This is a genomic window from Vreelandella indica (assembly GCF_037070225.1).
GTDB lineage: Bacteria > Pseudomonadota > Gammaproteobacteria > Pseudomonadales > Halomonadaceae > Vreelandella > Vreelandella arctica.
Map to the genome: position 1 here is coordinate 172,730 of NZ_JBANSO010000003.1, position 23,289 is coordinate 196,018.

General features: G+C 55.2%; 19 protein-coding genes. 14 read left to right on the forward strand and 5 right to left on the reverse strand.

Going from position 1 to position 23,289, the window contains the following annotated elements; translation table 11 throughout:
- Positions 1 to 7: 7 nt before the first annotated feature.
- The 5 genes from V8L71_RS03415 to V8L71_RS03435 all read left to right on the forward strand — a co-directional run bounded on the left by V8L71_RS03415 (position 8) and on the right by V8L71_RS03435 (position 5,575).
- Positions 8 to 628 carry a nucleoside/nucleotide kinase family protein gene (locus tag V8L71_RS03415; RefSeq protein WP_176303760.1) on the forward strand — a complete coding sequence of 207 codons (621 nt, stop codon included), beginning with the start codon at positions 8 to 10 and terminating at the stop codon, positions 626 to 628.
- Positions 629 to 699: 71 nt separating this feature from the next.
- Complete coding sequence (locus tag V8L71_RS03420; RefSeq protein ID WP_176303759.1) at positions 700 to 2,187, forward strand: mannitol dehydrogenase family protein; 1,488 nt, start codon at positions 700 to 702, stop codon at positions 2,185 to 2,187.
- The gene (gene xylB, locus V8L71_RS03425) at positions 2,187 to 3,674 is read left to right on the forward strand and encodes a xylulokinase (protein ID WP_176303758.1); all 1,488 of its coding nucleotides are present in this window, start codon (positions 2,187 to 2,189) and stop codon (positions 3,672 to 3,674) included. The genes V8L71_RS03420 and xylB overlap by 1 nt, the downstream gene beginning before the upstream one ends.
- A 20-nt stretch (positions 3,675 to 3,694) precedes the next feature.
- A complete protein-coding gene (tal, locus tag V8L71_RS03430) occupies positions 3,695 to 4,648 on the forward strand; it encodes a transaldolase (RefSeq protein WP_176303757.1) in 954 nt (317 codons plus the stop codon).
- An 87-nt stretch (positions 4,649 to 4,735) separates the two neighbouring features.
- A complete protein-coding gene (locus V8L71_RS03435; RefSeq protein WP_176303756.1) occupies positions 4,736 to 5,575 on the forward strand; it encodes a fructosamine kinase family protein in 840 nt (279 codons plus the stop codon).
- A 28-nt stretch (positions 5,576 to 5,603) separates the two neighbouring features.
- On the opposite strand, the gene cynS is transcribed toward V8L71_RS03435, so the two are convergent.
- Together cynS and V8L71_RS03445 are read right to left on the reverse strand one after the other, a co-directional pair.
- Positions 5,604 to 6,044 (reverse strand): cyanase, encoded by a 441-nt coding sequence (gene cynS / locus V8L71_RS03440; protein ID WP_176303755.1) that lies wholly within the window; start codon positions 6,042 to 6,044, stop codon positions 5,604 to 5,606.
- A 59-nt stretch (positions 6,045 to 6,103) separates the two neighbouring features.
- Complete coding sequence (locus tag V8L71_RS03445) at positions 6,104 to 6,916, reverse strand: formate/nitrite transporter family protein (protein ID WP_008958187.1); 813 nt, start codon at positions 6,914 to 6,916, stop codon at positions 6,104 to 6,106.
- A 374-nt stretch (positions 6,917 to 7,290) separates the two neighbouring features.
- Between V8L71_RS03445 and V8L71_RS03450 the strand changes: the two genes are divergently transcribed.
- The 5 genes from V8L71_RS03450 to V8L71_RS03470 all read left to right on the forward strand — a co-directional run bounded on the left by V8L71_RS03450 (position 7,291) and on the right by V8L71_RS03470 (position 16,366).
- Positions 7,291 to 9,261: a sigma-54 interaction domain-containing protein gene (locus V8L71_RS03450; RefSeq protein WP_217908878.1), complete on the forward strand. Its 1,971-nt coding sequence runs from the start codon at positions 7,291 to 7,293 to the stop codon at positions 9,259 to 9,261.
- 242 nt (positions 9,262 to 9,503) lie between these two features.
- Positions 9,504 to 10,976, forward strand: coding sequence for a TolC family outer membrane protein (locus V8L71_RS03455; protein WP_176303754.1), 1,473 nt, complete (start codon positions 9,504 to 9,506; stop codon positions 10,974 to 10,976).
- Positions 10,977 to 11,052: 76 nt separating this feature from the next.
- Entirely contained in the window at positions 11,053 to 12,324 is a 1,272-nt protein-coding gene (locus V8L71_RS03460) for an efflux RND transporter periplasmic adaptor subunit (RefSeq protein WP_176303753.1), read from the forward strand.
- Entirely contained in the window at positions 12,324 to 15,512 is a 3,189-nt protein-coding gene (locus V8L71_RS03465) for an efflux RND transporter permease subunit (RefSeq protein WP_101146050.1), read from the forward strand. Before V8L71_RS03460 ends, V8L71_RS03465 begins: the two co-directional genes overlap by 1 nt.
- Before the next feature lie 167 nt (positions 15,513 to 15,679).
- On the forward strand, positions 15,680 to 16,366 hold the full coding sequence (locus V8L71_RS03470) for a hypothetical protein (RefSeq protein WP_295708663.1): 687 nt from the start codon (positions 15,680 to 15,682) through the stop codon (positions 16,364 to 16,366).
- 3 nt (positions 16,367 to 16,369) lie between these two features.
- Here V8L71_RS03470 and V8L71_RS03475 read toward each other — a convergent pair whose 3' ends face one another.
- Both V8L71_RS03475 and V8L71_RS03480 read right to left on the reverse strand, forming a co-directional pair.
- Positions 16,370 to 17,317, reverse strand: coding sequence for an alpha/beta fold hydrolase (locus V8L71_RS03475; protein WP_336268730.1), 948 nt, complete (start codon positions 17,315 to 17,317; stop codon positions 16,370 to 16,372).
- Between the two features lie 75 nt (positions 17,318 to 17,392).
- Positions 17,393 to 18,004 (reverse strand): TetR family transcriptional regulator, encoded by a 612-nt coding sequence (locus tag V8L71_RS03480; protein WP_295708658.1) that lies wholly within the window; start codon positions 18,002 to 18,004, stop codon positions 17,393 to 17,395.
- A 215-nt stretch (positions 18,005 to 18,219) separates the two neighbouring features.
- Here V8L71_RS03480 and V8L71_RS03485 point away from each other — a divergent pair, with 215 nt between their 5' ends.
- Entirely contained in the window at positions 18,220 to 19,251 is a 1,032-nt protein-coding gene (locus V8L71_RS03485; RefSeq protein WP_336273212.1) for a succinylglutamate desuccinylase/aspartoacylase family protein, read from the forward strand.
- A 202-nt stretch (positions 19,252 to 19,453) separates the two neighbouring features.
- Positions 19,454 to 20,923: a catalase gene (locus V8L71_RS03490; RefSeq protein WP_336273213.1), complete on the forward strand. Its 1,470-nt coding sequence runs from the start codon at positions 19,454 to 19,456 to the stop codon at positions 20,921 to 20,923.
- Positions 20,924 to 20,988: 65 nt separating this feature from the next.
- Here the strand turns inward: V8L71_RS03490 and dusA are convergent, their stop codons facing one another.
- Positions 20,989 to 22,002, reverse strand: coding sequence for a tRNA dihydrouridine(20/20a) synthase DusA (gene dusA / locus V8L71_RS03495; protein WP_336273214.1), 1,014 nt, complete (start codon positions 22,000 to 22,002; stop codon positions 20,989 to 20,991).
- A gap of 377 nt (positions 22,003 to 22,379) precedes the next feature.
- On the opposite strand from dusA, the gene V8L71_RS03500 reads away from it, so the two are divergent.
- The gene (locus V8L71_RS03500; protein WP_336273215.1) at positions 22,380 to 22,589 is read left to right on the forward strand and encodes a S24 family peptidase; all 210 of its coding nucleotides are present in this window, start codon (positions 22,380 to 22,382) and stop codon (positions 22,587 to 22,589) included.
- Between the two features lie 63 nt (positions 22,590 to 22,652).
- Complete coding sequence (locus tag V8L71_RS03505) at positions 22,653 to 22,985, forward strand: hypothetical protein (RefSeq protein ID WP_336273216.1); 333 nt, start codon at positions 22,653 to 22,655, stop codon at positions 22,983 to 22,985.
- Positions 22,986 to 23,289 lie beyond the last annotated feature (304 nt).

Genomic DNA, 23,289 nt, shown 5'->3' on the forward strand with positions numbered 1-23,289 from the left:
GGTGGCCATGACGCCTGATCTTGATGCCTTAGCACAACAGATTATTAGCGCCGCTGACGGTGCATCGCGCTACTTGGTAGCGCTGGCAGGGCCGCCAGGGGCGGGGAAATCCTATCGCAGCGCCCAGCTCTGCGATGCCATTAATCAGCGTTTGCCGGGCCAAGTCGGTCTGGTGCCCATGGACGGCTATCACTTCGATAACGCCGTGCTGGGCGAGCAGCAGGTGCCGCTTAAAGGCGCGCCTCACACCTTCGATGTGGAGGGGCTGCGCTGCGACCTTGAACGCATCCGTCAGGCTATCCATCCGGTAGCGGTACCGGTCTTTGATCGCCCGCTGGATCTCGCTCGTGCAGGTGGGCGGCTGATCACGCTTAAGCAGCGCATCGTGATCGTCGAAGGCAACTATTTGCTGCTGGATCGCACTCCCTGGCGCGACCTGCGCCCACTATTTGATTGGACGCTATTTATAGACGTCGATGACGACGTGTTGGTTGAGCGATTGATCAATCGCTGGCTTGAGATGGGCCAGGACCGCGCCGGGGCGCTGGAGCGGACCCACCACAAAGATATGCTCAATGCGCAATTGGTAAAACGCTGCTGTTTAACGCCTGACCAGCGCTGGCGCTAGCGTTTTTGTAACCGTTTTAGTCACTTTTATTATCCCCATCGCGCCAAGTAGGCCTTGGCTGGAGAGTACCCATGACCCAACTTAACAATCACAACCTGGGCAATCTAACCGCCGATGTTGCTGTGCCTCACTATGACCGCAAGGCGCTCACCCCCGGTATTGTGCATATCGGCGTAGGCGGCTTTCACCGTGCCCATCAGGCGATGTATCTGGATGCACTGATGAACCAGGGCGAAGCGCTGGATTGGGGGATTGTTGGCGTGGGCGTGATGCCCGGCGACAAACGTATGCAGCAGGCCTTGGCAGCACAGGACTATCTCTACACCCTGGTGGTCAAGCACCCTGACGGCCAGTACGAGCCGCGGGTCATTGGCAGTATGGTGAATTACCTGTTTGCACCGGACGATACCGAGGCGGTGATTGAGCAGATGGCCGACCCGGCGATTCGTATCGTGTCGCTGACAGTGACCGAAGGCGGCTACAACTTTCATCCGGTGAGTGGCGAGTTCGATCTCGATAATCCTCAGGTATGCGCCGACCTTGCTAACCCCACCCAGCCGACCACCAGCTTCGGGCTCGTGGTGGAGGCGCTGGCCCGCCGCCGTGCACGCGGCATTGCACCCTTTACCGTTATGTCCTGCGATAATATTCAAGGTAACGGCGATGTCGCTAAACGTATGTTCGGCGCCTATGCCCAGGCGCGGGATTCCGAGTTAGGTGCCTGGCTGGAAGCCGAGGTGGCGTTTCCCAACGCCATGGTGGATCGCATTACCCCAGTGACATCACCTACCGATATTGATGAGCTTAATCAGCGCTTTGGCGTCGAGGACGCCTGGCCAGTGGTTTGCGAACCCTTTACGCAATGGGTGCTGGAGGACCACTTTCCCCTTGGCCGCCCAGCGTTTGAAAAGGTAGGCGTTCAAGTTGTTGAGGATGTCGAACCCTACGAGCTGATGAAGCTGCGCCTACTCAACGCCAGCCATCAGGCGCTGACCTACTTTGGTTATTTAGCGGGATACCGCTACGCCCATGAGGTATGCCAAGATCCGCTGTTTGTTGATTTTCTCTTGGGCTATATGCGCGAGGAGGGCACACCAACATTGGCGCCAGTGCCGGGGGTTGATCTTGAAGATTATCGCTTAACGCTGATTGCGCGTTTTGCCAACCCGCAAATCAAAGATACCCTGGCACGGCTCTGCGCCGAGAGCTCTGACCGGATTCCCAAATGGCTAGTGCCGGTGATTCGCCAGCAGTTGGCCCAGGGTGGCGAGATAGAGCGCAGTGCCGCCGTGGTGGCCAGTTGGGCGCGCTACGCTGAGGGGGTGGACGAGCAGGGCGAGCCGATTGAGATTGTTGATCGTTTGAAGGCACCGCTAATGGCCATTGCCGCTGAGAACCGCACTCGACCCACGGCCTTTATCGAAAACCGCGAGTTGTTTGGTGATTTGATCGACAGCGCCCGCTTTGTTGAAGCCTATATAGCAACTCTAAGTTCACTGCACGAACGTGGCGCACGCGCTACGCTAGAGGGTCTGGCGTCATCCAAAGGAACAGTGTGATGTATATCGGGGTAGATTGCGGTACCCAAAGTACCAAGGTGGTGGTGGTCGACGTTGAACGAGGCATGATTCTGTCGGAAGCAAGCCGCCCCCATCGCTTGGAAGAGGGCGAAAATGGCCGCCGCGAGCAGGTACCGGCCGAGTGGTTGGCGGCCCTGAAAGGCGCATTCTTTGCCGCCCTCGATAAAGCCGGGGTCTCGGCGAGTGAGGTGCGTGGTATCGGCGTTTCCGGCCAGCAGCACGGCATGGTGGCGCTCGATGCGGATGGTGCGCCGGTCTACCCCGCCAAGCTGTGGTGCGATACCGAAACCAGCGCGCAGAATGCCGAATTAGTTGCCCGCCTGGGCGGTGAAACGGGCTGCCTGGAAAAACTGGGGTTAGTGCTGCAAACCGGCTATACCGCCTCAAAGGTTGCCTGGCTGCGTGAGCATCACCCAGATGCGTACCACCGCATCGAAAGCCTGCTGCTACCCCACGACTATCTCAATTTCTGGCTTACCGGCGAGCGGGTCACCGAAGCGGGCGATGCCTCGGGTACCGGCTACTTCGATACCCGCAAACGCTGCTGGCAGTTGCAGGTATTTGAGGAAATAGCTCCCGAGCTAGACCCAGCGCGGGTGCTGCCCCGTTTGTTGGAAGCCCATGAGCCGGTTGGCGTGGTGCGCCAGGTAGTCGCACGTGAGCTGGGCCTTGGTGATCAGGTTGTTGTCTCTTCCGGTGGCGGCGACAACATGCTGGGCGCCATTGGCACCGGCAATATTACCCCAGGGTTGATCACGCTGAGCTTGGGCACCTCCGGCACCGTTTGCGCTTACTCGGCCACCCCCGTCGAGTGTGACAACGCCATGGTTGCGAACTTCTGCTCCAGCACCGGTGGCTGGCTGCCGTTGATCTGCACCATGAATGTCACCTCGGCCACCACGCGGGTACGCGAGCTGTTCGGCCTGGACCTAGCCGCGTTTGGCGAAAAAGTAGCCAGCGCGCCCATCGGCGCCGAAGGCGTTACCGTGCTGCCTTTTTTCAATGGCGAGCGGGTGCCAATGTTGCCCAACGCCTCAGCAGACTTTCTTGGCCTGACCAGTTTGAATACCACCCAGGCTAATTTATGCCGCGCCGTGGTGGAAGGCGCCACTTTCGGGCTACGCTATGGGCTGGAATTATTGGGTGATTTAACCGCAGGGGCTAGCCAGATCCGCCTGATCGGCGGAGGTGCGAATAGCCCAGTATGGCGACAGATGGTGTCGGACATTACCGGTACCCAAGTGATTTGCCCCGAAATTACCGACGCGGCTGCCCTAGGGGCGGCGATACAGGCGGCCTGGTGCGACCAGCGTGCAGAAGGCGTAACCCTGGAAGCGCTGTGTGAGAAATTAGTTCACCTGGATGCCCAGTCACTGGCTGACCCCCATCCTGACCGTGTGGCCGCGTACCAACCGATTTATGCACGTTATTGCGCAGCACTTGAACAACGCCATGGCGGCGCTTAAAAGCATATCAAGGAGATTTTATGACCAGCCAGCTGCAACAGTTAAAGCAACATTCGCTTGTCGTCGCCGACACCGGCGATCTTGAGGCCATTCGTCGTTATCAGCCACAAGATGCCACGACCAACCCCTCACTGCTGCTCAAGGCATTTAGTTTGTCCGGTTATCAAGCGCTAATCGACGAAGAGCTGAGCACTGTAAAAGCCTCTGGCGGCAGCCGTGAAGAGCAAGTCAAACACGCCGTTGACCGCCTGGCGGTGGCCATGGGCAGTGAGATTTCAGCGGTTGTGCCGGGACGTGTTTCCACCGAAGTGGCTGCTCGTTTGTCGTTTGATACCCAGGCCAGTATCGCCAAGGCCCATGAACTCATCGAGCTGTACGATGCCCGTGGAGTGTCACGCGATCGTGTGTTGATCAAGCTGGCATCTACCTGGGAAGGCATTCGTGCCGCCGAGGTACTTGAGCGTGAGGGCATTCAGTGCAACCTGACGCTGCTGTTTAGCGATGCCCAGGCCCAGGCATGTTTCGACGCTGGCGTGTTTCTCATCTCACCCTTCGTGGGCCGAGTGACCGATTGGTACAAAAAAGAGACCGGCAGTGAGTACACGCCAGAAAACGACCCGGGTGTTCAGTTTGTGCAGGGCGTGTGTGAGCGAGCCAACCAGGGTGGTTACGACACTGTGGTAATGGGTGCGAGCTTCCGCACCACCGGCCAAGTGCTCGCGCTGGCAGGTTGCCCACGGCTGACCATTTCGCCGGCGTTACTGGAAGAGCTAGAGGCGACGGAAGGCAGCGTTACTGCGCAAATCCGTGCCGGGGAAGGTGCGGGTAAACCCACTGCGCCGCTTAACGAAGCCGCTTTCCGCTGGGGGCATAACCAGGATGCCATGGCCAATGACAAGCTAGCTGAAGGTATCCGCCGCTTCCACGACGACCAGCTGGAACTTGAATCGTTGATTGATAAACGGCTAGGCTGAAATATACGTTAGTCATGGTTTAAGTGCGTCGGGGTTAGGGTAAGCCCTGACGCTGGCGACGTTATATTCAGATATGGGGAGTGTGTCATGGATGCCACTCTGCGGCAGTTGCTGGAGTCTATTAAACTGACCCCGAGCGGTGATTTGCAGCCGCTAAGTGGCGGCGATATCGCTGCTGTTTATCGCCTTGAGACGCGCCAGGGGCAGGTGGTGATCAAGCATGACGACGCTGCTCGGTTGCGTGGTGAAGCAGAAGGGTTGCGTACCCTGCGCAATGCCTGTGCGAAGCTAGTGGTGCCGGAAGTGCTCGGACTGGCAGACGGCTGGCTGGTCATTGAGTCGTTAGACACGGTGCCCGGGCCGCAGAACGCAACTGCGCTTGGCGAAGGGCTGCGCAGCTTGCACGAAGTGATTGGCGATGCCCACGGTTGGCATCAGGATAATGCCTGTGGGCTCACTCCCCAGCCTAATGCGCCGCTTAGTGATGGGCGGGCTTTCCAGCGTGAACGCCGCCTGCTCCCCCTTAGCGAGGCGTGCTACCAGCAAGGGCTGCTGGATAGCCAGCTGCGCGAGCGCATCGAGCGCTTGGCCGAAGATCTAGAGCGCTGGCTGCCCGATGCACCACCCAGCCTGCTGCATGGTGATTGTTGGTCGGGGAATGTACTCACCACCCCGCAGGGGCCCGCTCTGATAGACCCCGCGGTATATCGCCACTACCCGGAAGTGGATTTAGCGATGCTGACTCTGTTTGGCTCGCCCGGCGAGGCGTTTTTTGACGCCTACTGGAACGGCGACGCCCCGACCGACTGGCCGAGGCGTGAAGCGCTGTTTCAGCTTTATCCGCTGTTGAATCACCTGCTGCTGTTCGGTGCCGGTTACCGGTCAGCGGTTGAGCGCAGCGTGGCGAGGGTCGAAGCTTCCACCTAATGCCTTAACAATGCTTAGGTCTTACGTTTTACCAGGATTTATAAGGTAAAAATTTGCCATTCAAGGTGAGTAATACCCGATCACCTTTGGGGTCTTCGATTTTGTCGACTTCCATGGTGAAGTCGATGGCGCTCATGATGCCGTCGCCAAACTTCTCCTGCACGACGTCCTTCAAGGTTTCCCCATAAACGCCGACCACTTCATACAGGCGGTAGATGAAGGGGTCCTGGGGAATTGCTTCGTCCCAGGCTTTGGTGGGAAACGCCACTAACGCTTCGGCGACGTCGCTTTCCACGCCCAGCGTATCGCATATTTGATGAGCCACATCGCTGCTGGCGCTATTCATGCCGTAGCAGGCGGAAGCGACCCAGACCGGCGACATGCCAACCGTTTTACCAATGTCGTCCCAGCTCATTTTTTTACGCGCTTTGGCGGCGAGCAGAGTATGACGCATTTCGAGCTTATCCATGATGGTTCTCCTTTAGAGTTAAGGGCGTTTGACGCCCTTTTTTGCCTAATAGGCTGCGATCAAGAAAAGACTTTTTTGGCCTGAGTGCGGACGTGGGTGGTGTAGAGAACCAAGCCAACCAGCGTCAAACCGCCTACCAAGTTGCCTAGTACGGTGGGGATTTCGTTCCACATAATGTATTGATACAGAGTGAAGTCAGCGCCCATCATCAGACCAATCGGGAACAGGAACATGTTGACAACGGAGTGCTCAAAACCGAGATAGAAGAAGACAATAATCGGCATCCACATGGCCATGATTTTGCCGGAAACCGTTGTAGAGATGGCAGCACCCACCACGCCCATGGACACCATCCAGTTGCAGAACATGCCTCTTAGGAAGAGCACGATCCAACCGGCAATGCCGGCATCCTGATAACCCACCGTTCGGCTTTCACCGACGGTCATCATCGTTTGGCCGACAGCGTTGATCTCTTCAGTGCCGCCCATGGTGAAGTTCAAGTAACCGAAGGTGGCGATAAATAGGGCACCCCCAAGATTGCCGAGCCCTACCAGCCCCCAGCACTTCAGCATTCGGGGTAGTGTGACGCCAGGCCGCTTGTCGAGCCATGCAAGAGGCACCAGTGTGAAAACACCAGTGAGCAGGTCATAGCCCATCAGGTAAAGCATCACAAAGCCGACCGGAAAGAGCAGCGCCCCTATCAAGAAGTTGCCTGTTTGTGTCGCTATGGTAATGGCGAAAATAACTGCCAACGCCAGGGTAGCTCCCGCCATAAAGGAGCGAATAAGTGTATCCCGGGTGCCCATATAGATTTTTGATTCACCCTGATCCACCAGCTTGGTGACAAATTCACTGGGCATTAGATAAGACATAAGCATGTCTCCTGTGTCATTTCGGTTAATTAACGCTTAACCCAAGAGTTTTAGAGTTTCCTGCTAGGAGCAATAAATAGGAGCAATAAAACCGATGGCTGCGCCTTCCTGGTGCAAAAGAGATTAAGCGTGTGGCGCTATCGCACTATCACTGTTTGTATTGCGATTTATGTGCCAACTCTTGATTGTGCTGATTAACCGTTTGTTTTTAATTGATTAATTTATTTTTTTGGCATTGGTTTTGAATCACTCGAATAGTTACGAAAAATCGTAAATAACGATATTTCGTTGTTTTATTAACGAAAAATCGTAACTGGCGTGGGAATTGAATGGTTCATTAGTGAAGATCACCTTGAATCCTGAGGTAGTAGCTAATGCTTATGCAGGAAACCAAGCACGCCACAGCCTCTGCACTCATGGGCGGCTACTCACCGCTTGCCATGATTGTGATCGACCCCTTTACCGATCAGCTATTGGCTGCCAATCCGGCTGCCTGTGAGCTGCTATGCATTGAACAGCTATGTACTGAGCAAACAGGTATTGAGCAAGGCATGCCTCTAGCGGCTCCCTTTAGCCACCGTTTGAGTGCGTCACTGCCGCTATGGGTGAGCTTTACGGATGAGGCGCTGGTGCAAAAAACCGCCTGGTCGGATGATTTGGTGATACTCGATATGCTGCGCCAGCCCTACCGGGTAGAGGTTTATGCCCAGTGCATTGAAGACTCTGAACAGCTTCTGTTAACGCTGATTGATCGTAATAAAGCCGAGCAGCGACGTGCCAAGGCAGAGCTTGGTCGCCAGCACCGCCAGGGGGAAGTGGGTTGGCAGCGGGTCGAACAGGTATTCGAGCGTATCGAAAAGCAGAATCAGCTGATCCTTGGCGCGGCAGGCGAGGGGATCTATGGCTTGGATGCGGAGGGCAAAACGACGTTTGTAAACCCCGCTGCAGAGCGCATTTTGGGCTGGAGTACCGACGATATGGTCGGCCATGACGCGCACCTCATGTTTCACCACACCCATGCCGACGGCAGCCACTTTCCGGTGCAGCAGTGCCCGATTCACGCCTCGTTCAGCGACGGTCAGGTGCACCATGTCGATAACGAGGTGTTTTGGCACAAAAATGGCGAAGCGATTCCGGTCGAGTACACCAGCACGCCGATTTTTGAGATGGGCCGTTTAGTGGGCGCCGTGGTGTTGTTTCGGGATATTCGTGAGCGCAAGCGCGCCGAGCAGCAACTTCGGGATGCGCTCGCCGAAGTGGAGACGCTCAAGCAGCGCCTGGAACTGGAAAATGAGTACCTTCAAGAAGAGATAAAAGCAGAGCTCAACCATCGCGATATTGTTGGCAATAGCCCGGCCGTGGCAAAGCTGATTAAACAGATCGAGATGGTGGCGCCTACCAGTGCCAATGTGCTGATAAGTGGTGAGTCGGGCACCGGTAAAGAGCTGATCGCCCGCGCTATCCACGCGGGCAGTTCGCGCAGTGACCGGCCACTGATCCGGGTAAACTGTGCGGCTATTCCGCGTGACCTGTTTGAAAGCGAGTTTTTCGGCCATGTCAAAGGCGCCTTCACCGGGGCGGTACAGGACCGCCCAGGGCGTTTTGAGCTCGCCCATGGCGGGACGCTGTTTTTGGATGAAGTGGGTGAAATTCCTCTCGAGTTACAGAGTAAGCTGCTGCGTGTATTGCAGGATCAACAGTTCGAACGGGTGGGCGACAACCGCACACGGGAAGTCGACGTGCGGGTCATTGCCGCGACCAACCGTGAACTGCGCGACATGATTGAGGTGGGGCATTTTCGTGAAGACCTCTATTTTCGCCTTAACGTTTTCCCCATCGATTCGGTGCCCTTGCGCAAACGGATTGAGGATGTGCCACTGCTGGCGCGGCATTTTTTGCACCGAGCCTGCCTCAAATTCAATAAGCCCGGAGTGCGTATCCCTCCCGCGCAATTAGAAATCCTCCAGCGTTACCCCTGGCCCGGCAATATCCGTGAGCTTGAAAACGTCATTGAACGTCAGGTAATCGTCACCCAGGATCGGCGTCTGGTATTCGATGATCTCCTGTTGGGGGAGCCGCCCCGCTCGTTAAGCCGCACAAGCAACGAGCCCACGGCGGGTCGTGACCTCGGGCAACATCATGAAACCACGCTGCTGACCGAGCATGCGCTTAGCCAGCGCCAACGAGAAAGTACGCTAGCCGCGCTCTCCCAGGCGGGCGGCAAAGTGTCGGGGGCGGGCGGCGCCGCGGAGCTACTGGGTATCAAACCAACGACGTTAGCGTCACGGCTAACAAAGTGGGGGATTGAGCCACGGGAATTTCGTAAAAGTAAGCCGTGTGGATAGTCGTCCCTCCCTACATTGGACTAAGGTAAGCTGGAAGCGGCTTGACAATAGGTTGTACACACATTTTTAGATTGTTCAAGGCTAGCATACATACATGAATGTAACTATAATGCTCATCTTTCTGAGTGGCTCAATGCACCAAGTGTCTTTGTAAGCTGAGAGACTTTGTAAGTTGATCGACTTAGTCGACAGAGAAGCTTAGTTCGTTCGCCATCCTGACGCTGATACCTAGAGGCAATCCCATGCGACTGGCACACTGGGCAGTCAATGCCCCTTTACGACCCTTACTGATAGCGGTATTCACAGCTTCATTTGTGTTGCCTGCTCAAGCGGCTGACCTCCTCACGATTACCCGTGACGCATTAGACAATAACGCGGCGTTAGCGTCGGCACGCGCTGAGTATTTAAGCGTTGAGGCTAGCCGAGATGTGGCACGCAGTGGGTTGCTTCCCCAAATCAACGCCACCGGTAATGTTGCCCACAACCAGCAGTACGAAAGTCAGACATCCTCGCGAGTGGGCACTGGTGCAGGAAGGGTTAACGGAGATTTTAGTAGCGCAAGCGATGACCGCTACAACACCGTATCGCTCTCTTTAGAAGCCACTCAAGCGCTCTACGATGAAGTAACGCGTCGGGAGGTCACTCAAACCGAACGCCAAATTGACCAGCAGGTGTATCTGCTTGCGGCCACCGAACAGCAACTGCTGATCGACACTGCCAGCGCTTATTTCGATATTCTGCGCGCTCACGAAATCCTAGAGGCCCGTCTTGCTCAAGAGCGGGCGATTGGGCGCCAGCTCGAACAAGCGGGCGAGCAGTTTGAGGTCGGCTTGATTGCGATTACAGAAGTCGAGGAAGCGCGCGCGACCTTCGACCAATCACGAGCTGATCGCATTGCCGCAGAAAGTAACCTTCAAGTGGCTTTCGAGGCATTGGAGCAGCTGACCGGCCAACGCTATGCCAGCATTGAAGCACTTGGCGACAGCATGCCCGTTGGCCTTCCCGAACCCAGCAGCCGCGACTACTGGGTGGAACAGGCTCTTGAGCTCAACCCGCAGGTATTGGCTCAACAGGCCGGTATCGAAGTAGCGCGCACCGGTGTGGAAATCGCCCGTGCAGGCGGCCTGCCGACACTTCAAGCGTTTGGTAATTATCAATACGGCGACAGTGATATCGATAACACCGCCGGTGAATACTCCTCGAGCCAGGTGGGCTTGAGCGCTAACCTGCCCATTTACACCGGTGGCCGCACCAGCGCAAGCATCCGCCAAGGGACCTATCAACTGGAAAGTAGCCAGTACGATTTCGAGTCCCAGCGTCGCTCCTCCATCCAGCAGGTTCGCTCGCTGTACACCCAAGTGAGCAATGACGTGGAAACCGTCGAGGCGCGCCAGCAGGCCATCGTTTCCAATCGCAGCGCTTTAGAAGCCACCCGTGCAGGGTATGAGGTGGGCACCCGTAACATCGTGGACGTGTTGAACGCGGAGCAAAACCTTTACAACGCGATCGCCAACTACGCCGAAGCGCGTTATGACTATGTGGTGAATTTGCTTTCGCTGCGCCAGCAGGCCGGGCGTTTGGACGTCGAAGCCATCGAGGAAGTCAACGCGTGGTTAACCGGTGATGAGGTGAACTTTATCTTACCCGAGAATGGCGGCGACGATCGTTATGAGAGCGCTCTCGACATCGGTGCTCCGCCCCAGCCTGGCAGTTAATGGTTGTCGATAGTGTATGACCCAAGTGTGCACTTGCTACCAGCCGACTTTTAAAAGATACATGGGAACTTAACGTATGAAGAAGATGATTCACTCACGCCGAGCGAGTCTAATGACGCTGGTAGCCGCGCTGGCACTTGCGGCCTGTGGGCAAGAACAGGCCGAAGCGCCTCAGCCGGGCTCCGAGCAAGAACCCCCGCCCCATAAGGTCGAAGTGACTGAAATGGCACGTCAGGATATACCGCTGGATAAATCGTACCCCTCCTTGCTGCGCAGTGATGATGAAGTCACCTTGGTGGCGCGTGTGAATGGCTTTCTGGAAGAGCGCCACTTCGAGCCCGGCCAAATGGTCGAAGAGGGCGATCGCCTCTATACCATCGAACCGGATCTTTACCAAGCAACCGTTAACCAGCGTGAAGCTGACCTGCAAAGCGCACGGGCTGAGCTTTCCCGCGCCCAGCGTGATGCGCAACGTTTCGAGCAACTACTCAGCCAAAACTCGGTGAGCCGCCAGCAGTACGACCAAGCGCTGGCTGACCAGCGCGTCGCCCAGGCAAGCGTAGCGCAGGCAGAGGCGGCATTAACTAGCGCTAACCTGGACTTGGGGTATTCACAAGTTACTGCACCTGTCTCTGGAATGATCGGTTTAAGCCAAATTAATGTGGAAAATTTGGTCACTTCCGGTACCGAGCTGGCCACGATTACACCACTAGATCCGTTAGAGGTGCGTTTTCAACTGCCTCAGCGCGATGCCTTTGAGCTGCGTCGCCAACTGAGCAATGGCACTGAACCATCGGATATTCGTGCTCGTTTGAGCATACCTGGTGTCAGCGGAGGTGGCGATTCTGAGCTAGAAGGGTACTTAGACTTTCTGGGCTCTAGCGTTGATCGAGACACCAGCACCGTGCAAGCCGCTGCGACGTTTGAAAACCCTGACGCTACCGTACTGCCGGGCCAATTTGTGCGCGTACGTCTTGACGGCTTGAAGCGTTTTGACGTAATGGCGGTGCCAGAGATAGCGGTGACGCAAGGCCTAATGGGCCCCCAGGTGTTTGTCCTGGATGAAGAGAATAAGGCTCGTGAGAAAACTATCTCACTGGGTGAGATAGCGGGGCCGTGGCAGATCATTCGTGACGGCCTGGAGCCGGGTGACCGGGTAATTGTCGGTGATCCAGCCGGTTTAGAGCCAGGCATGACGATTGATCCACAGTCGTTTGATGGCAACGCGGAGGCTGTTAACGAAGGTGTCGAGCAAGAAGAGGCGGAAGAACAGGCCGAGGCGGCTCAAGCAATGGAAGAGGGGGCTGCCGATGGCCAGCCCGCTGAAGGAGAAGAGGGTGCACCATAATGAACTTCTCTAATTTTTTCATCAGCCGCCCGATATTTGCCACAGTGTTGGCGATTATCGTGACGCTAGTGGGCGTGATGTCGATGCGCATTCTGCCTATTGAGCAGTATCCCAGCGTAGTGCCGCCCACCGTGTCGGTTCAGGCGACGTTCCCTGGAGCGGATGCGGAAACCGTCGCACAAACGGTGGCGGCCCCAATCGCGGAGGCCATCAACGGCGTTGAGGATATGCTGTACATGACCTCTAACAGCGCTGATAACGGCAGTATGAGCCTGAGTGTTGCTTTCAATATCGGTACCGATGGCGATATCAATACCATCAACGTCAACAACCGGGTGCAAGGGGCGCTGTCGCAGTTGCCTGAAGCCGTCCAGTCCCAAGGTGTTACTGTTTCGCTACGTTCTGACTCTATTTTGATGTTATTAGCGTTGACCTCACCGGACGGCGACTACAACAACGTCTATATGCAGAACTACGCCACCCTGAACGTGCTTGACGCACTGCGCCAAGTGCCCGGGGTAGGTAACGCCGAAGTACTAGGCGGCGGCGAGTTTGCCATGCGTATCTGGATGGATCCGGATAAGTTGGCACAGTACGACCTGACGCCCAGCGAAGTGGCCAGTGCGATCAGGGCGCAAAATACCGAGATTCCGGCGGGTAGCCTTGCTTCTACGCCTCAGAGTGAACCGCGCGCCTACACCTATACCATGACCGCAGGCGGTCGACTGAATGATGTCGATGACTTCCGTGAGATTTACTTACGTACCAATAGCGACGGTTCATCACTACGTTTGGAAGACGTTGCACGTATCGAACTGGGGGCATCTTTTTACGGTATCGACGCGCGGTTGAACGGTTCCACCATGACGCCGATTATTATCAATCAACAGCCTGGGGCTAATGCCTTAGCAACGGCTAATGCTGTGCGCGCGACGATGGATGATCTGGAAAGCCGCTTCCCTCCAGGGCTTGAATATGTCTCCCCTTACGACACCACGCTGTTTATTGATGCTTCGGTAGAGACGGTGATTAAGACGTTTATTGAAGCCTTCCTGATCGTTATCGTCATTCTGTTTATCTTCCTGCAGAACTGGCGCTTTACGGTGATCGCCATGTCGGTCGTGCCCGTTGCGGTGGTGGGGACGTTTGCCGGCTTTTACCTGTTTGGGTTTTCGATCAACCTGCTAACGCTGTTTGCCTTGGTGCTCTCGATAGGGATAGTGGTCGATGATGCCATACTAGTGGTGGAAAACGTCGAACGCGTGCTGAGTGAAGAGGATGACATCAGCGTAATGGATGCCACCATCCGAGCGATGAAAGAAGTCGGTGGGCCGGTTATTGCGACCTCACTGATTATGGCGGCGGTGTTTGTTCCAGTGGCTTTCTTGGGTGGCTTCACGGGGCAGATTTATCAGCAGTTTGCGATTACCGTGGCGATATCGGTAGCCCTCTCGGCGGTAATGGCGTTGACCTTTACGCCTGCTCTGTCAGCGATTTTTATCAAGCATAAAATTGCCGGCGCCGGACAGTCTAAGTTCAAGCGTGCCTTGCATACCCCGCTACGCCTGTTTGACCGCATGTTTGCAGGTATTACTGCGGCCTATATGTGGGTAGTAAAGGGCTTAGTGCGTTTTTGGGTGTTAGCGTTAGCGTTAACGATAGCTACAGGGGCGGGCTCTTTCTGGTTATATGCCAATACGCCTTCAACGCTGGTACCCGAGACTGATCAGGGCATCGTGTTAGTGAGCGTTTCGCTGCCGGATGCGGCCTCACTTGACCGTACCCAGCGCTATATGGAAAAACTCAGTGCTGAGGTTGAAGCAATTCCCGGTGTGGAATACTCCTCGGCTATTGCCGGTTACGATATTCTCTCAGGCGCTGTTAATACTGCGCGCGGGATTATGTTCGTCAATATGCATCCCTGGGCAGAGCGTGATCTGACGGCTAGCGATCTCGTAGGCCAAATTATGGGTTTGGGCGCGAGTATTGATGGTGGCTCCGCAATGGCCTTTAACGTGCCGCCCATTATGGGGCTTTCGACGACGGGCGGTTTTACCGGTTATTTGCAGTCTTTTGAAGGGGCAACGCCGCGGGAGCTGTACGAAGCGTCGCTGCAAATTATGCAGCAGGCTAACCAGCACCCTGCGTTAAGTCGGGTTTTCACCACCTTCAATGTCAATGTACCCTCTTACCGGGCTAACATCGACCAGCAGAAAGCGCTGAGTTACGGCGTTGGGCTTGAAAACATTAACTCAGCCCTGGCCAATACGTTTGGTAACGGCTTTGTGAACTACTTTAGCTATCAAAATCGTAACTTCCAGGTGTACCTGCAAAACGAGGATGAATTCCGTAAAACGCCGGAGGACGTGAGCCGCGTTTATGTTCGCGGCGGTAATGGCGAGCGTATTCCGCTTTCGGAGTTTGTCGAGCTTGAGCGTCAAACGGGACCAGCCGTGGTATCGCGCTTCGGTGTTTATGCCGGTGCACAGTTCCAGGGTAACCCGGCTGAGGGCTATAGTTCCGCTCAGGCTATTGAAGCGATGGAGCAGGTGGTCCAAGAAACACTAGGAACTAACTGGGGAATGGGCTGGACCGGTACGGCTTACCAAGAAGCAAACCTGGGTAATGCCGCGACCCTTGCCATCGTCTTTGGGATGTTGATGGTATTCCTGATTCTAGCGGCTCAGTATGAAAGTTGGTCGTTACCGCTGGCGGTTCTGACCGCGACGCCCTTTGCCTTCCTGGGCGGTATTGGTGGGATCGTGCTGCGTGGGCTGGACACCAGTGTGTATGTGCAAATCGGTATGTTGGTGGTGGTTGGGCTGGCTGCGAAGAACGCTATCCTGATTGTCGAATTCGCCGAGCTTCAGCGTAAAGAGCAGGGTAAGTCGATACGTGAAGCGGCTATTATTGCTGCTGAACTGCGTTTTCGCCCCATCGTCATGACTTCGCTGGCCTTTATCTTTGGTACGTTACCGTTGGCCCTGGCGACCGGCGCCAGCGATGTGAGCAGCCATCACATCGGTACGACAGTCGCCATGGGGATGTTCTCGGTAGCGACCTTGGGGAGCCTGTTTATACCCAGCTTCTACGCCATGATTGCAACGGCCTCTGACTGGCTGGGGCGTAAGATGAAAGGGGATAAGCGACACTCCTCGCAACCGGCGCTAGAGCAGGATCAGCACTAATCGTTAGCGATAATAAAGAGTGACAACAGACGGGTATCTCCTTTGGGAGGTACCCGTTTTTTTATCCCCATGACCGGGGCAATACAGCACTGGCGCCCTAAAGCTAACCTAGACTAAGCTGACAAATATAATACATTGCCGGCTAAGTACCGGGTGAGGAGGACGCCATGAATGAACTACTGCACGCCGCCACGTTATTTCCGAGCATTGTGTTTACGTTTTTACTCGGTCTTTTAGCGCTCTACTGGCTATTGGTCATCATTCGTTTGGCGCCTTTGGAGCTGTTCGAGCGCGACAGTTTGAAAGAGGATCATTTGGCAAGCACGCTGGTCTCTCTTGGCTTCGCAGGGGTGCCGACGACGCTGGCCTTAACGGTGATCTTGGCCATTGCCGCGGTACTGGCACTGGCCATTGAAATGCTCGTGCTGCGTTGGTTGCCACTTGGCTTGATACGCATCCCGGTGGGGGTGCTGGTGCTATGGGGCAGCTTGGTCATTGCTTCGCCCGTGGCGGCAGCGCTTTGCCATGCACTACATCGTGGGCTGCACCGTTATCGTCCTTTTACACGGCGGTGTTTGCTGGGGCAAACGGTGGTAGTGAGAGAGCGCCAAGGGCAGGGCGAACAGGCCTTCGCGATGATCGATAATGAGCCGAACAGCAGCGTAAAACTGCTCAGTAAGCGCGATGCATTGCCGGTGCAGGGCGAGCGTCGGGTCTTGGTGAAGTACTTGCCTGAAGAAGGGGCTTATCGCAGTGTCAGCGAACAAGAGTACCTTGAGACGCGAGTTCGTTTGAATAAACTACGCTTAAGCCAGAAAAAACGCCATTCCAACCACTACTCAACCTCTCACTAAGGGCTACTTCCACCATCGCCGCCACAGCTGGGCTAGCCATTGCAACATGCTTTTCCCCATGTGCTGCCCGCCAGTGGCGGTTTGCGCTGTGCCACCAGCCATGTCCGGGGGTGGTGCAGAACGCTTTAAAAAATGGCGAATAGGGTCCACCTGGGCAGGTTTATCGAGCATTGGTGCGTGGCCGCAATGAGGCACGGTTAGGGTGACCAGCGTTGGCTGTGCTTCGGCCATGCGCGGCAATGTTTCGGCATCTAACAGTGTTGACGTTTCGCCGCGGATGACCATTATAGGGCAGCGTATGCTCGCCCAGTCGGCCCAGGTGTCCCGCGGCGTGTCATGTACGAATTGCTCGCCGATGCGTGGGTCGAAGTGATACGTCCAACGCCCGTCGGGCAGCCGACGGGCACTGTTGAGCGCTAATTCACGCCAAGCTGACGCCTTCGTGATCCCAAAGCTCGCATAGTGCTGGGTCAGTTCTTGCTGGAGTTCACTAAACGTCGAGAAACGGTGGGTAACACCAAAGTAGCTGGAAAGGGCAATCAGCCCCTGCTTGTTTAGCTCTGGCCCAACATCGTTCAGGATTAAACGCGAAATTCGCCCGCTATGCTGTGGGTCGGCCGCGATCAACATGCCCAGCAGGCCGCCCATCGAAGTGCCCAGCCAATCCACCCGTTCGAGTTGAAAGTGGTCCAGAAGCGCGATGGCAACCGTGACATAGTGGCTATAGAGGTAGTCGTGTGCCGGAAATAGCGACCAGCTCGATAACCCGCGGCCTGGCGTATCCGGGGCAAGAATGCGCCATTCACTGCCGAGTTCCTGGGCCAACGCATCAAAGTCCCCGCCGTGACGAGCAAGCCCGTGCCAGGCGACAAGCGTGCGAGTGGCGGAAGGGTTCCAGATGCGAACGGCGACTTCTAATTCGCGTACGCGGACAAACTCCAGGACATCCATAGTGTGCTCTATTTGGCTAGCTATAGCCCAGTAGTAGCATACTTGCTGCATTGCAGCGAGAGTGGAGAGGGAGGTTTAACGTTGCATCATACGAATAGAGGTATCGATTAACTCACCACCACACGCTCGAATGGAAAAAGCTTCAGGATTACGCAGCCAATCGTGGAAAAGCCCTCCTAGCATGGATTGCATTAACCGAGTGGCGACTTCTGGGCTTAAGTCATCGCGCAGCAGTTGCTGCTCTTTCGCCAATACAAATACTGCCAGCATTTCCTGGAAACACTCATTGCCAATTTCTTCCTGCATATCCAGCGGGTTAATGTCGCTAAAAAACTCACAACGGTGCAGCAAGATCGACAATATGCGCTGGTACGACGGTTGTTCAAGGCGCACCAAGCCTGCATGGCAGGCAAGCCGGATTGACTCTAGCGGGGATAACTCGGCGTCAACTTTATCCACTTCATCCATCAAGGATTGAAAGGGCATGCGCACCTGTTCGACCAGGGCCATGAACAGATCGCCTTTGTTCTTGAAATGCCAGTAGACGGCACCGCGGGTGAGGCCCGCATGGCGAGCAATTTGCTCAAGCGATGTGCGTGCCACGCCCTTGGCAAAAAATACCTCTTCTGCAGCTTCAAGCAGCGCTTCGCGAGTAGCAGCCGCTTCAGCTTTGGTCTTTCTTGCCATGGAAACGCAACCTCATAATCGACTCTGTATGGTCACATTTTAACCTAAGCGAAAGATTATTTACATTCAAAACTGTATGGATAAGAGACGAAGCCCATAACGTGCATTAACAAATTCGTCATTTGGAGAGTGACAGCGTATAAACAGGCAATGACACTAAGCATAGATCGCACTAACGTCGCGGAAATAACCGATTAAAATACAGGACATAACCCATGGCGCGAGCTCCCTTTCAACTGGGCGAACATACCATTATGCCCGGCCAACGCTTACAAGTGGATGTGCCCGTGGCGCGCTTATACACCCACACGCCGCTGCATATTCCAGTCGAAGTGGTGCATGGCCGTAAAGATGGCCCGGTGATGCTGGTGTGTGGTGGCATTCACGGCGATGAGATCAACGGGGTGGAAATTGTTCGCCGTGTGCTGCGCGCGAAAGCGATCAACAGCATTCGCGGCACCCTGATCGCCGTACCGGTGGTCAATGTCTTTGGCTTCTTACAGCAAACGCGCTACTTACCCGATCGGCGCGATCTCAATCGCTGCTTTCCAGGCAGCGAATCCGGCTCGCTAGGTGGGCGGATTGCCGCGCTGTTCCGTGAGCAAATTGTCGATTACGCCACCCACATTATCGACTTACACACCGGCGCCATTCATCGCACCAATCTGCCGCAAATCCGTGCCCAGCTGCGCCCCGGCAGTGAAACCGAGCGCATGGCCGATGCGTTTGGAGCGCCCGTGGTACTCAATGCTGAGTTGCGTGAAGGCAGCCTTCGCCATTACGCCCAGACCCGCGGGATTCCGGTATTGACCTATGAAGCAGGCGAAGCGCTGCGCTTCGATGAGTGGGCCATTGCCCCCGGCGTTCGTGGCGTTCTACGCGTCATGCGGCGCCTAGGCATGCTCACCGGCGAGCAGCGCCGCCGCACACCAGCCCCGGCCGAACTGGCCAATGGTTCAAGCTGGGCGCGTGCGCCGATCGACGGTATTTTACGCCCCAAGGTGCGCCTGGGCACGCGGGTAGCCAAAGGCGAGGTGCTGGGCAAAGTGGCCGACCCCTTTGGCAACGACGAGGGCGAAGTGCGTGCCGTCGCCGACGGTATCGTGATCGGGATGAGCCGTTTACCGTTGGCCAACGAAGGCGAGGCGCTGTTTCATATTGCCCGTTTTGACGAAATTGAAGAGGCCGAAACAGCCGTTGAAAGCTTTAACTCGAGCTTAGTGCCACCGCCAGATTCCTTTTATTAACCCGCCCATAATTAAAAGCTATCGGTTCGATAGGGAATCGATAGCCTTCACGAATGGCAAGTTAACGCCTAGTTGACTATAACTATGATGGGCTTTGTAAGCGGCTACTAAAATGATAACAAAAGATAAACAGCCAAGCTTTCATCGTACTAGAACGAGTGGCGGCAACACGCCACGTCTACCGTGACATGGAGGAAAAGCGATGACGAGCGATAATACGAAACACACTACAACGGATGCGGGCATACCGGTCACCAGTGATGAGCACTCCCTTTCAGTAGGCCCCGATGGGCCGATCGTTCTACATGATCACTACTTGATGGAGCAGATGGCGGCCTTTAACCGGGAAATGATTCCGGATCGTCAGCCCCATGCAAAAGGCAGTGGCGCCTTTGGTCACTTCGAGGTAACACACGACGTTAGCCAATACACCAAGGCGGATTTCCTCCAGCCGGGTAAAAAAACCGAGATGTTGGCGCGCTTTTCGACGGTGGCAGGTGAGTCGGGTAGCCCTGACACTTGGCGCGACCCGCGTGGCTTCTCGCTGAAGTTCTACACCGAAGAGGGCAACTTCGACATGGTGGGTAACAATACCCCCGTGTTCTTCGTGCGCGATCCGCTCAAATTCCAGCACTTTATCCACTCACAAAAGCGTCGAGCGGATAACGGCTTGCGTGATCACGATATGCAGTGGGACTTCTGGACGCTTTCGCCGCAATCTGCCCACCAGGTAACCTGGCTAATGGGCGATCGGGGTATTCCCGCCAGCTGGCGCCACATGAACGGCTATTCTAGCCACACTTATATGTGGGTGAACGCTGAAGGCGAGCGTTTCTGGGTGAAGTACCACTTCAAAACGGACCAGGGCATTAAGTGCATGACCCAGGAACAGGCCGACAAGATGGCGGGCGCGGATGCCGATTACCATCGCCGCGACCTGTTCGATGCCATCAAGCGCGGCGATCACCCCACCTGGACGTTACAAGTTCAGATCATGCCGTTCGAAGATGCCAAGACCTACCACATCAACCCTTTCGATTTGACCAAAGTGTGGCCGCACGCCGACTACCCGCTGCAAGAAGTCGGTAAGATGACGTTGGATCGCAACCCCGTCGATTTCCACAGCCAAATCGAACAGGCCGCGTTTCAGCCCAGCAATTCGGTACCGGGCACCGGTTTCTCGCCGGATAAAATGCTGTTGGCGCGGGTTATCTCCTACGCTGATGCGCACCGCGCGCGTTTAGGGGTGAACTACCAACACATCCCCGTTAACGCGCCCAAGACCCCGGTGAACAGCTACAGCCAGGGTGGTCAGATGCGTATCAACCACTCCACCGACCCGGTGTATGCACCCAATAGCAAAGGGGGCGCGCACGCCAACCCGGAAAAATACCCTGAAGATGCGGTATGGGAGACGGACGGCGAGTTGGTTCGCGCTGCCTACACGCTGCGCTCGGGCGATGGCGATTTCAACCAAGCCAATGACCTGGTCAATAAGGTAATGGATGACGCTGCCCGCGACCGCTTGGTCAACAACATCGTGGGCCACGTGTCCGACGGTGTTGAAGAGCCAGTGCTATCACGCGTATTTGAGTACTGGAAAAACGTCGACCAAACGATTGGCGAGCGTGTCGAGCAGGGCGTAATGGCGAACCGCCGCGAAAACGGTTAGTAAGCCTACGCGACTAGGAAGACGAACCCGCTACGCTTGCGTAGCGGGTTTTTTATACGGCGCACTTATACAACGAGCTCTGGTTCGTTCACCAAGCTAAGCGCGTCATCAAATAGGCGCAACCCTGCGCCTTCTTTATGGGCGTGTTCCGACAAATGACGCCGAAAACGCCGGCCGCCGGGGCAACCCTGAAACAGGCCCAGCAGGTGGCGGGTAATATGGTTCAGCTTCGCGCCTTCATCCAAGCGCTGCTGAATATAGGGCCTAAAAGCCTTTGCGGCATCCAAGCGGCTTGTCGCCGGGCCTTGCTCTCCAAACAGCTGTTCATCGACACCAGCGAGCAGCCAAGGGTTCTGATACGCTTCACGCCCCACCATCACGCTATCCACATGGGTGAGCTGTTCACGGCAATCATCAAGCGTTTTAATGCCGCCGTTGATGCCGATATGCAATTCAGGTCGGCTCTGCTTTAAACGATGAACGCGGGGGTAATTAAGCGGCGGCACATCACGGTTTTGCTTAGGCGACAAACCCTGCAGCCACGCCTTACGGGCGTGAACGGTAAACACTTCGCAGCCTGCGTCCGCGACGATCGCGATAAACCGTTCAAGGTCAGCGTCTTCATCTTGATCATCGATGCCAATACGGCACTTCACCGTGACCGGAATCGACACCGCTGCCTGCATCGCCCGCACGGCATCGGCCACCTTTTCGGGGTAACCCATCAAGCACGCGCCAATCATATTGTTCTGCACGCGGTCGCTAGGGCAACCCACGTTGAGGTTGACCTCATCATAACCCCACGCCTCAGCAATCGCCGCGCACTCCGCCAGCTCTCCGGCATCGCTCCCGCCCAACTGCAGTGCCAGCGGATGCTCCACCTCGTTATAGCCCAAAAAGCGCTCTCGGGGCGTCCCGTGCAAAATCGCACCGGTCGTGACCATCTCGGTATACAGCAGCGTCCGCTTGGTTAAGGTGCGTGCGAGCGCTCTGTAGTCACGAGTAGTCCAGTCCATCATGGGGGCCACAGAAAAAAGCCGCCCACGATCTGCACTGTTTTCTTTAAGTAAATTAGTCATTTAATAACACTGTTGGCTGCACTGAATGCAGCCCTATTGCCTCTTAAAACCGTAATTAGCGCAACTGATGTACCCACAGTGTACCTAGCAGCGGTAAAGACTGACGTCGCAAAAATCTGGGTACACCTTGAGAGCATTCTCACAGGTAGCGTGTTGTATGCGCGCCATTGTACGTAAGAAAGGGCGCGCAGCACATAGCAGGGTAGTTGCCATAACGCTTACGCCGCAGATCAGGCTGGGTATCACCCAGCAATGCTATGAAATAGCGCTGTAAATGTGCCTTAGGAGAATGGTGCTAGCCGTATCGATGGGTTAGGCTTTCTTAAGTTAATTAGAAAATTTAAGAGTTAGTACGACAAGATTGCTGAAGTAGCCGGTTGGGTTCGCAGCAACCGCGACCCGAAACAGGAAGGCGCGTTCTTGCCGCTAGTGAGAGAAAGGTCAAACGGGTGCAGCGCCTGGCGGGCGGCGCGCTGTACTTGATTAACGACAACGAACACTACCAGCCAGAGATGATTAAGCCTCAGGATATGCACGATGTGGAGATTCTGGGGCGTTGTGAGGTTCGGGTTGGGCGGGTTGTGTGACTGTAAAACCATAAAGGCAGCTTAGTGGTTATGAGACTGCCATAAAAAATAGGGAGTTGAGATATGAACCTGATACGTAAGTCTCTAATGATGATGGTTATTGGCGCTAGCGGTCTGGTTTTCTCCATAAATTCGATTGCGCAACAGCGTGAGTTCAAGGGAAGTGATTATATTGCTTGCTTAAGCGAAGGCTTATTAGATCAGTTTATTGATGCTGCTGTTCAAGAAGACAGTAGAGCAATGGATTACCTTTTGAATAATGGTTGTCTTGCCCCTCGATCGGGAGTTTCAGTTAGTGTTTTAGATTCTACTTGGACAGGCAAGGTGCATGTAAGGGCATATGTGGGCGATCAAGCTATTGAATTGTGGACAATTCGCGAAGCACTGACTAACTGAATATATTTTTATAGATATCTTGGGGGTTGTTTTGACAGTTACTGATCTTCAAACATTTATTGATGTTGTAAGTAGTGAAGAATTTGATGGGTTCGACGGTATTGATCTTAAGAGCTGGCCTGTTTTTGATGTCAGGGTTGTGGGGCCTCTGTATCATGGCTCAGTCACTCCAGCTCTTGCTAACCCGGATTTCTCATAGCACCTCAGCAAGTACCGCACCCAGGCCGCCATGCTATTAAAAACCTATTGGTACATCTTAAATTGCCTACTTTTTAACCACTTTCCGTCGTTCAGATACACTTCC

Bases quoted from the DNA above. Each gene is read 5' to 3' on its own strand.
- V8L71_RS03415 (WP_176303760.1), top strand. From the start codon at position 8: ATGACGCCTGATCTTGATGCCTTAGCACAACAGATTATTAGCGCCGCT.
- V8L71_RS03420 (WP_176303759.1), top strand. From the start codon at position 700: ATGACCCAACTTAACAATCACAACCTGGGCAATCTAACCGCCGATGTT.
- xylB (WP_176303758.1), top strand. From the start codon at position 2,187: ATGTATATCGGGGTAGATTGCGGTACCCAAAGTACCAAGGTGGTGGTG.
- tal (WP_176303757.1), top strand. From the start codon at position 3,695: ATGACCAGCCAGCTGCAACAGTTAAAGCAACATTCGCTTGTCGTCGCC.
- V8L71_RS03435 (WP_176303756.1), top strand. From the start codon at position 4,736: ATGGATGCCACTCTGCGGCAGTTGCTGGAGTCTATTAAACTGACCCCG.
- cynS (WP_176303755.1), bottom strand. From the start codon at position 6,044: ATGGATAAGCTCGAAATGCGTCATACTCTGCTCGCCGCCAAAGCGCGT.
- V8L71_RS03445 (WP_008958187.1), bottom strand. From the start codon at position 6,916: ATGTCTTATCTAATGCCCAGTGAATTTGTCACCAAGCTGGTGGATCAG.
- V8L71_RS03450 (WP_217908878.1), top strand. From the start codon at position 7,291: ATGCTTATGCAGGAAACCAAGCACGCCACAGCCTCTGCACTCATGGGC.
- V8L71_RS03455 (WP_176303754.1), top strand. From the start codon at position 9,504: ATGCGACTGGCACACTGGGCAGTCAATGCCCCTTTACGACCCTTACTG.
- V8L71_RS03460 (WP_176303753.1), top strand. From the start codon at position 11,053: ATGAAGAAGATGATTCACTCACGCCGAGCGAGTCTAATGACGCTGGTA.
- V8L71_RS03465 (WP_101146050.1), top strand. From the start codon at position 12,324: ATGAACTTCTCTAATTTTTTCATCAGCCGCCCGATATTTGCCACAGTG.
- V8L71_RS03470 (WP_295708663.1), top strand. From the start codon at position 15,680: ATGAATGAACTACTGCACGCCGCCACGTTATTTCCGAGCATTGTGTTT.
- V8L71_RS03475 (WP_336268730.1), bottom strand. From the start codon at position 17,317: ATGGATGTCCTGGAGTTTGTCCGCGTACGCGAATTAGAAGTCGCCGTT.
- V8L71_RS03480 (WP_295708658.1), bottom strand. From the start codon at position 18,004: ATGGCAAGAAAGACCAAAGCTGAAGCGGCTGCTACTCGCGAAGCGCTG.
- V8L71_RS03485 (WP_336273212.1), top strand. From the start codon at position 18,220: ATGGCGCGAGCTCCCTTTCAACTGGGCGAACATACCATTATGCCCGGC.
- V8L71_RS03490 (WP_336273213.1), top strand. From the start codon at position 19,454: ATGACGAGCGATAATACGAAACACACTACAACGGATGCGGGCATACCG.
- dusA (WP_336273214.1), bottom strand. From the start codon at position 22,002: ATGACTAATTTACTTAAAGAAAACAGTGCAGATCGTGGGCGGCTTTTT.
- V8L71_RS03505 (WP_336273216.1), top strand. From the start codon at position 22,653: ATGAACCTGATACGTAAGTCTCTAATGATGATGGTTATTGGCGCTAGC.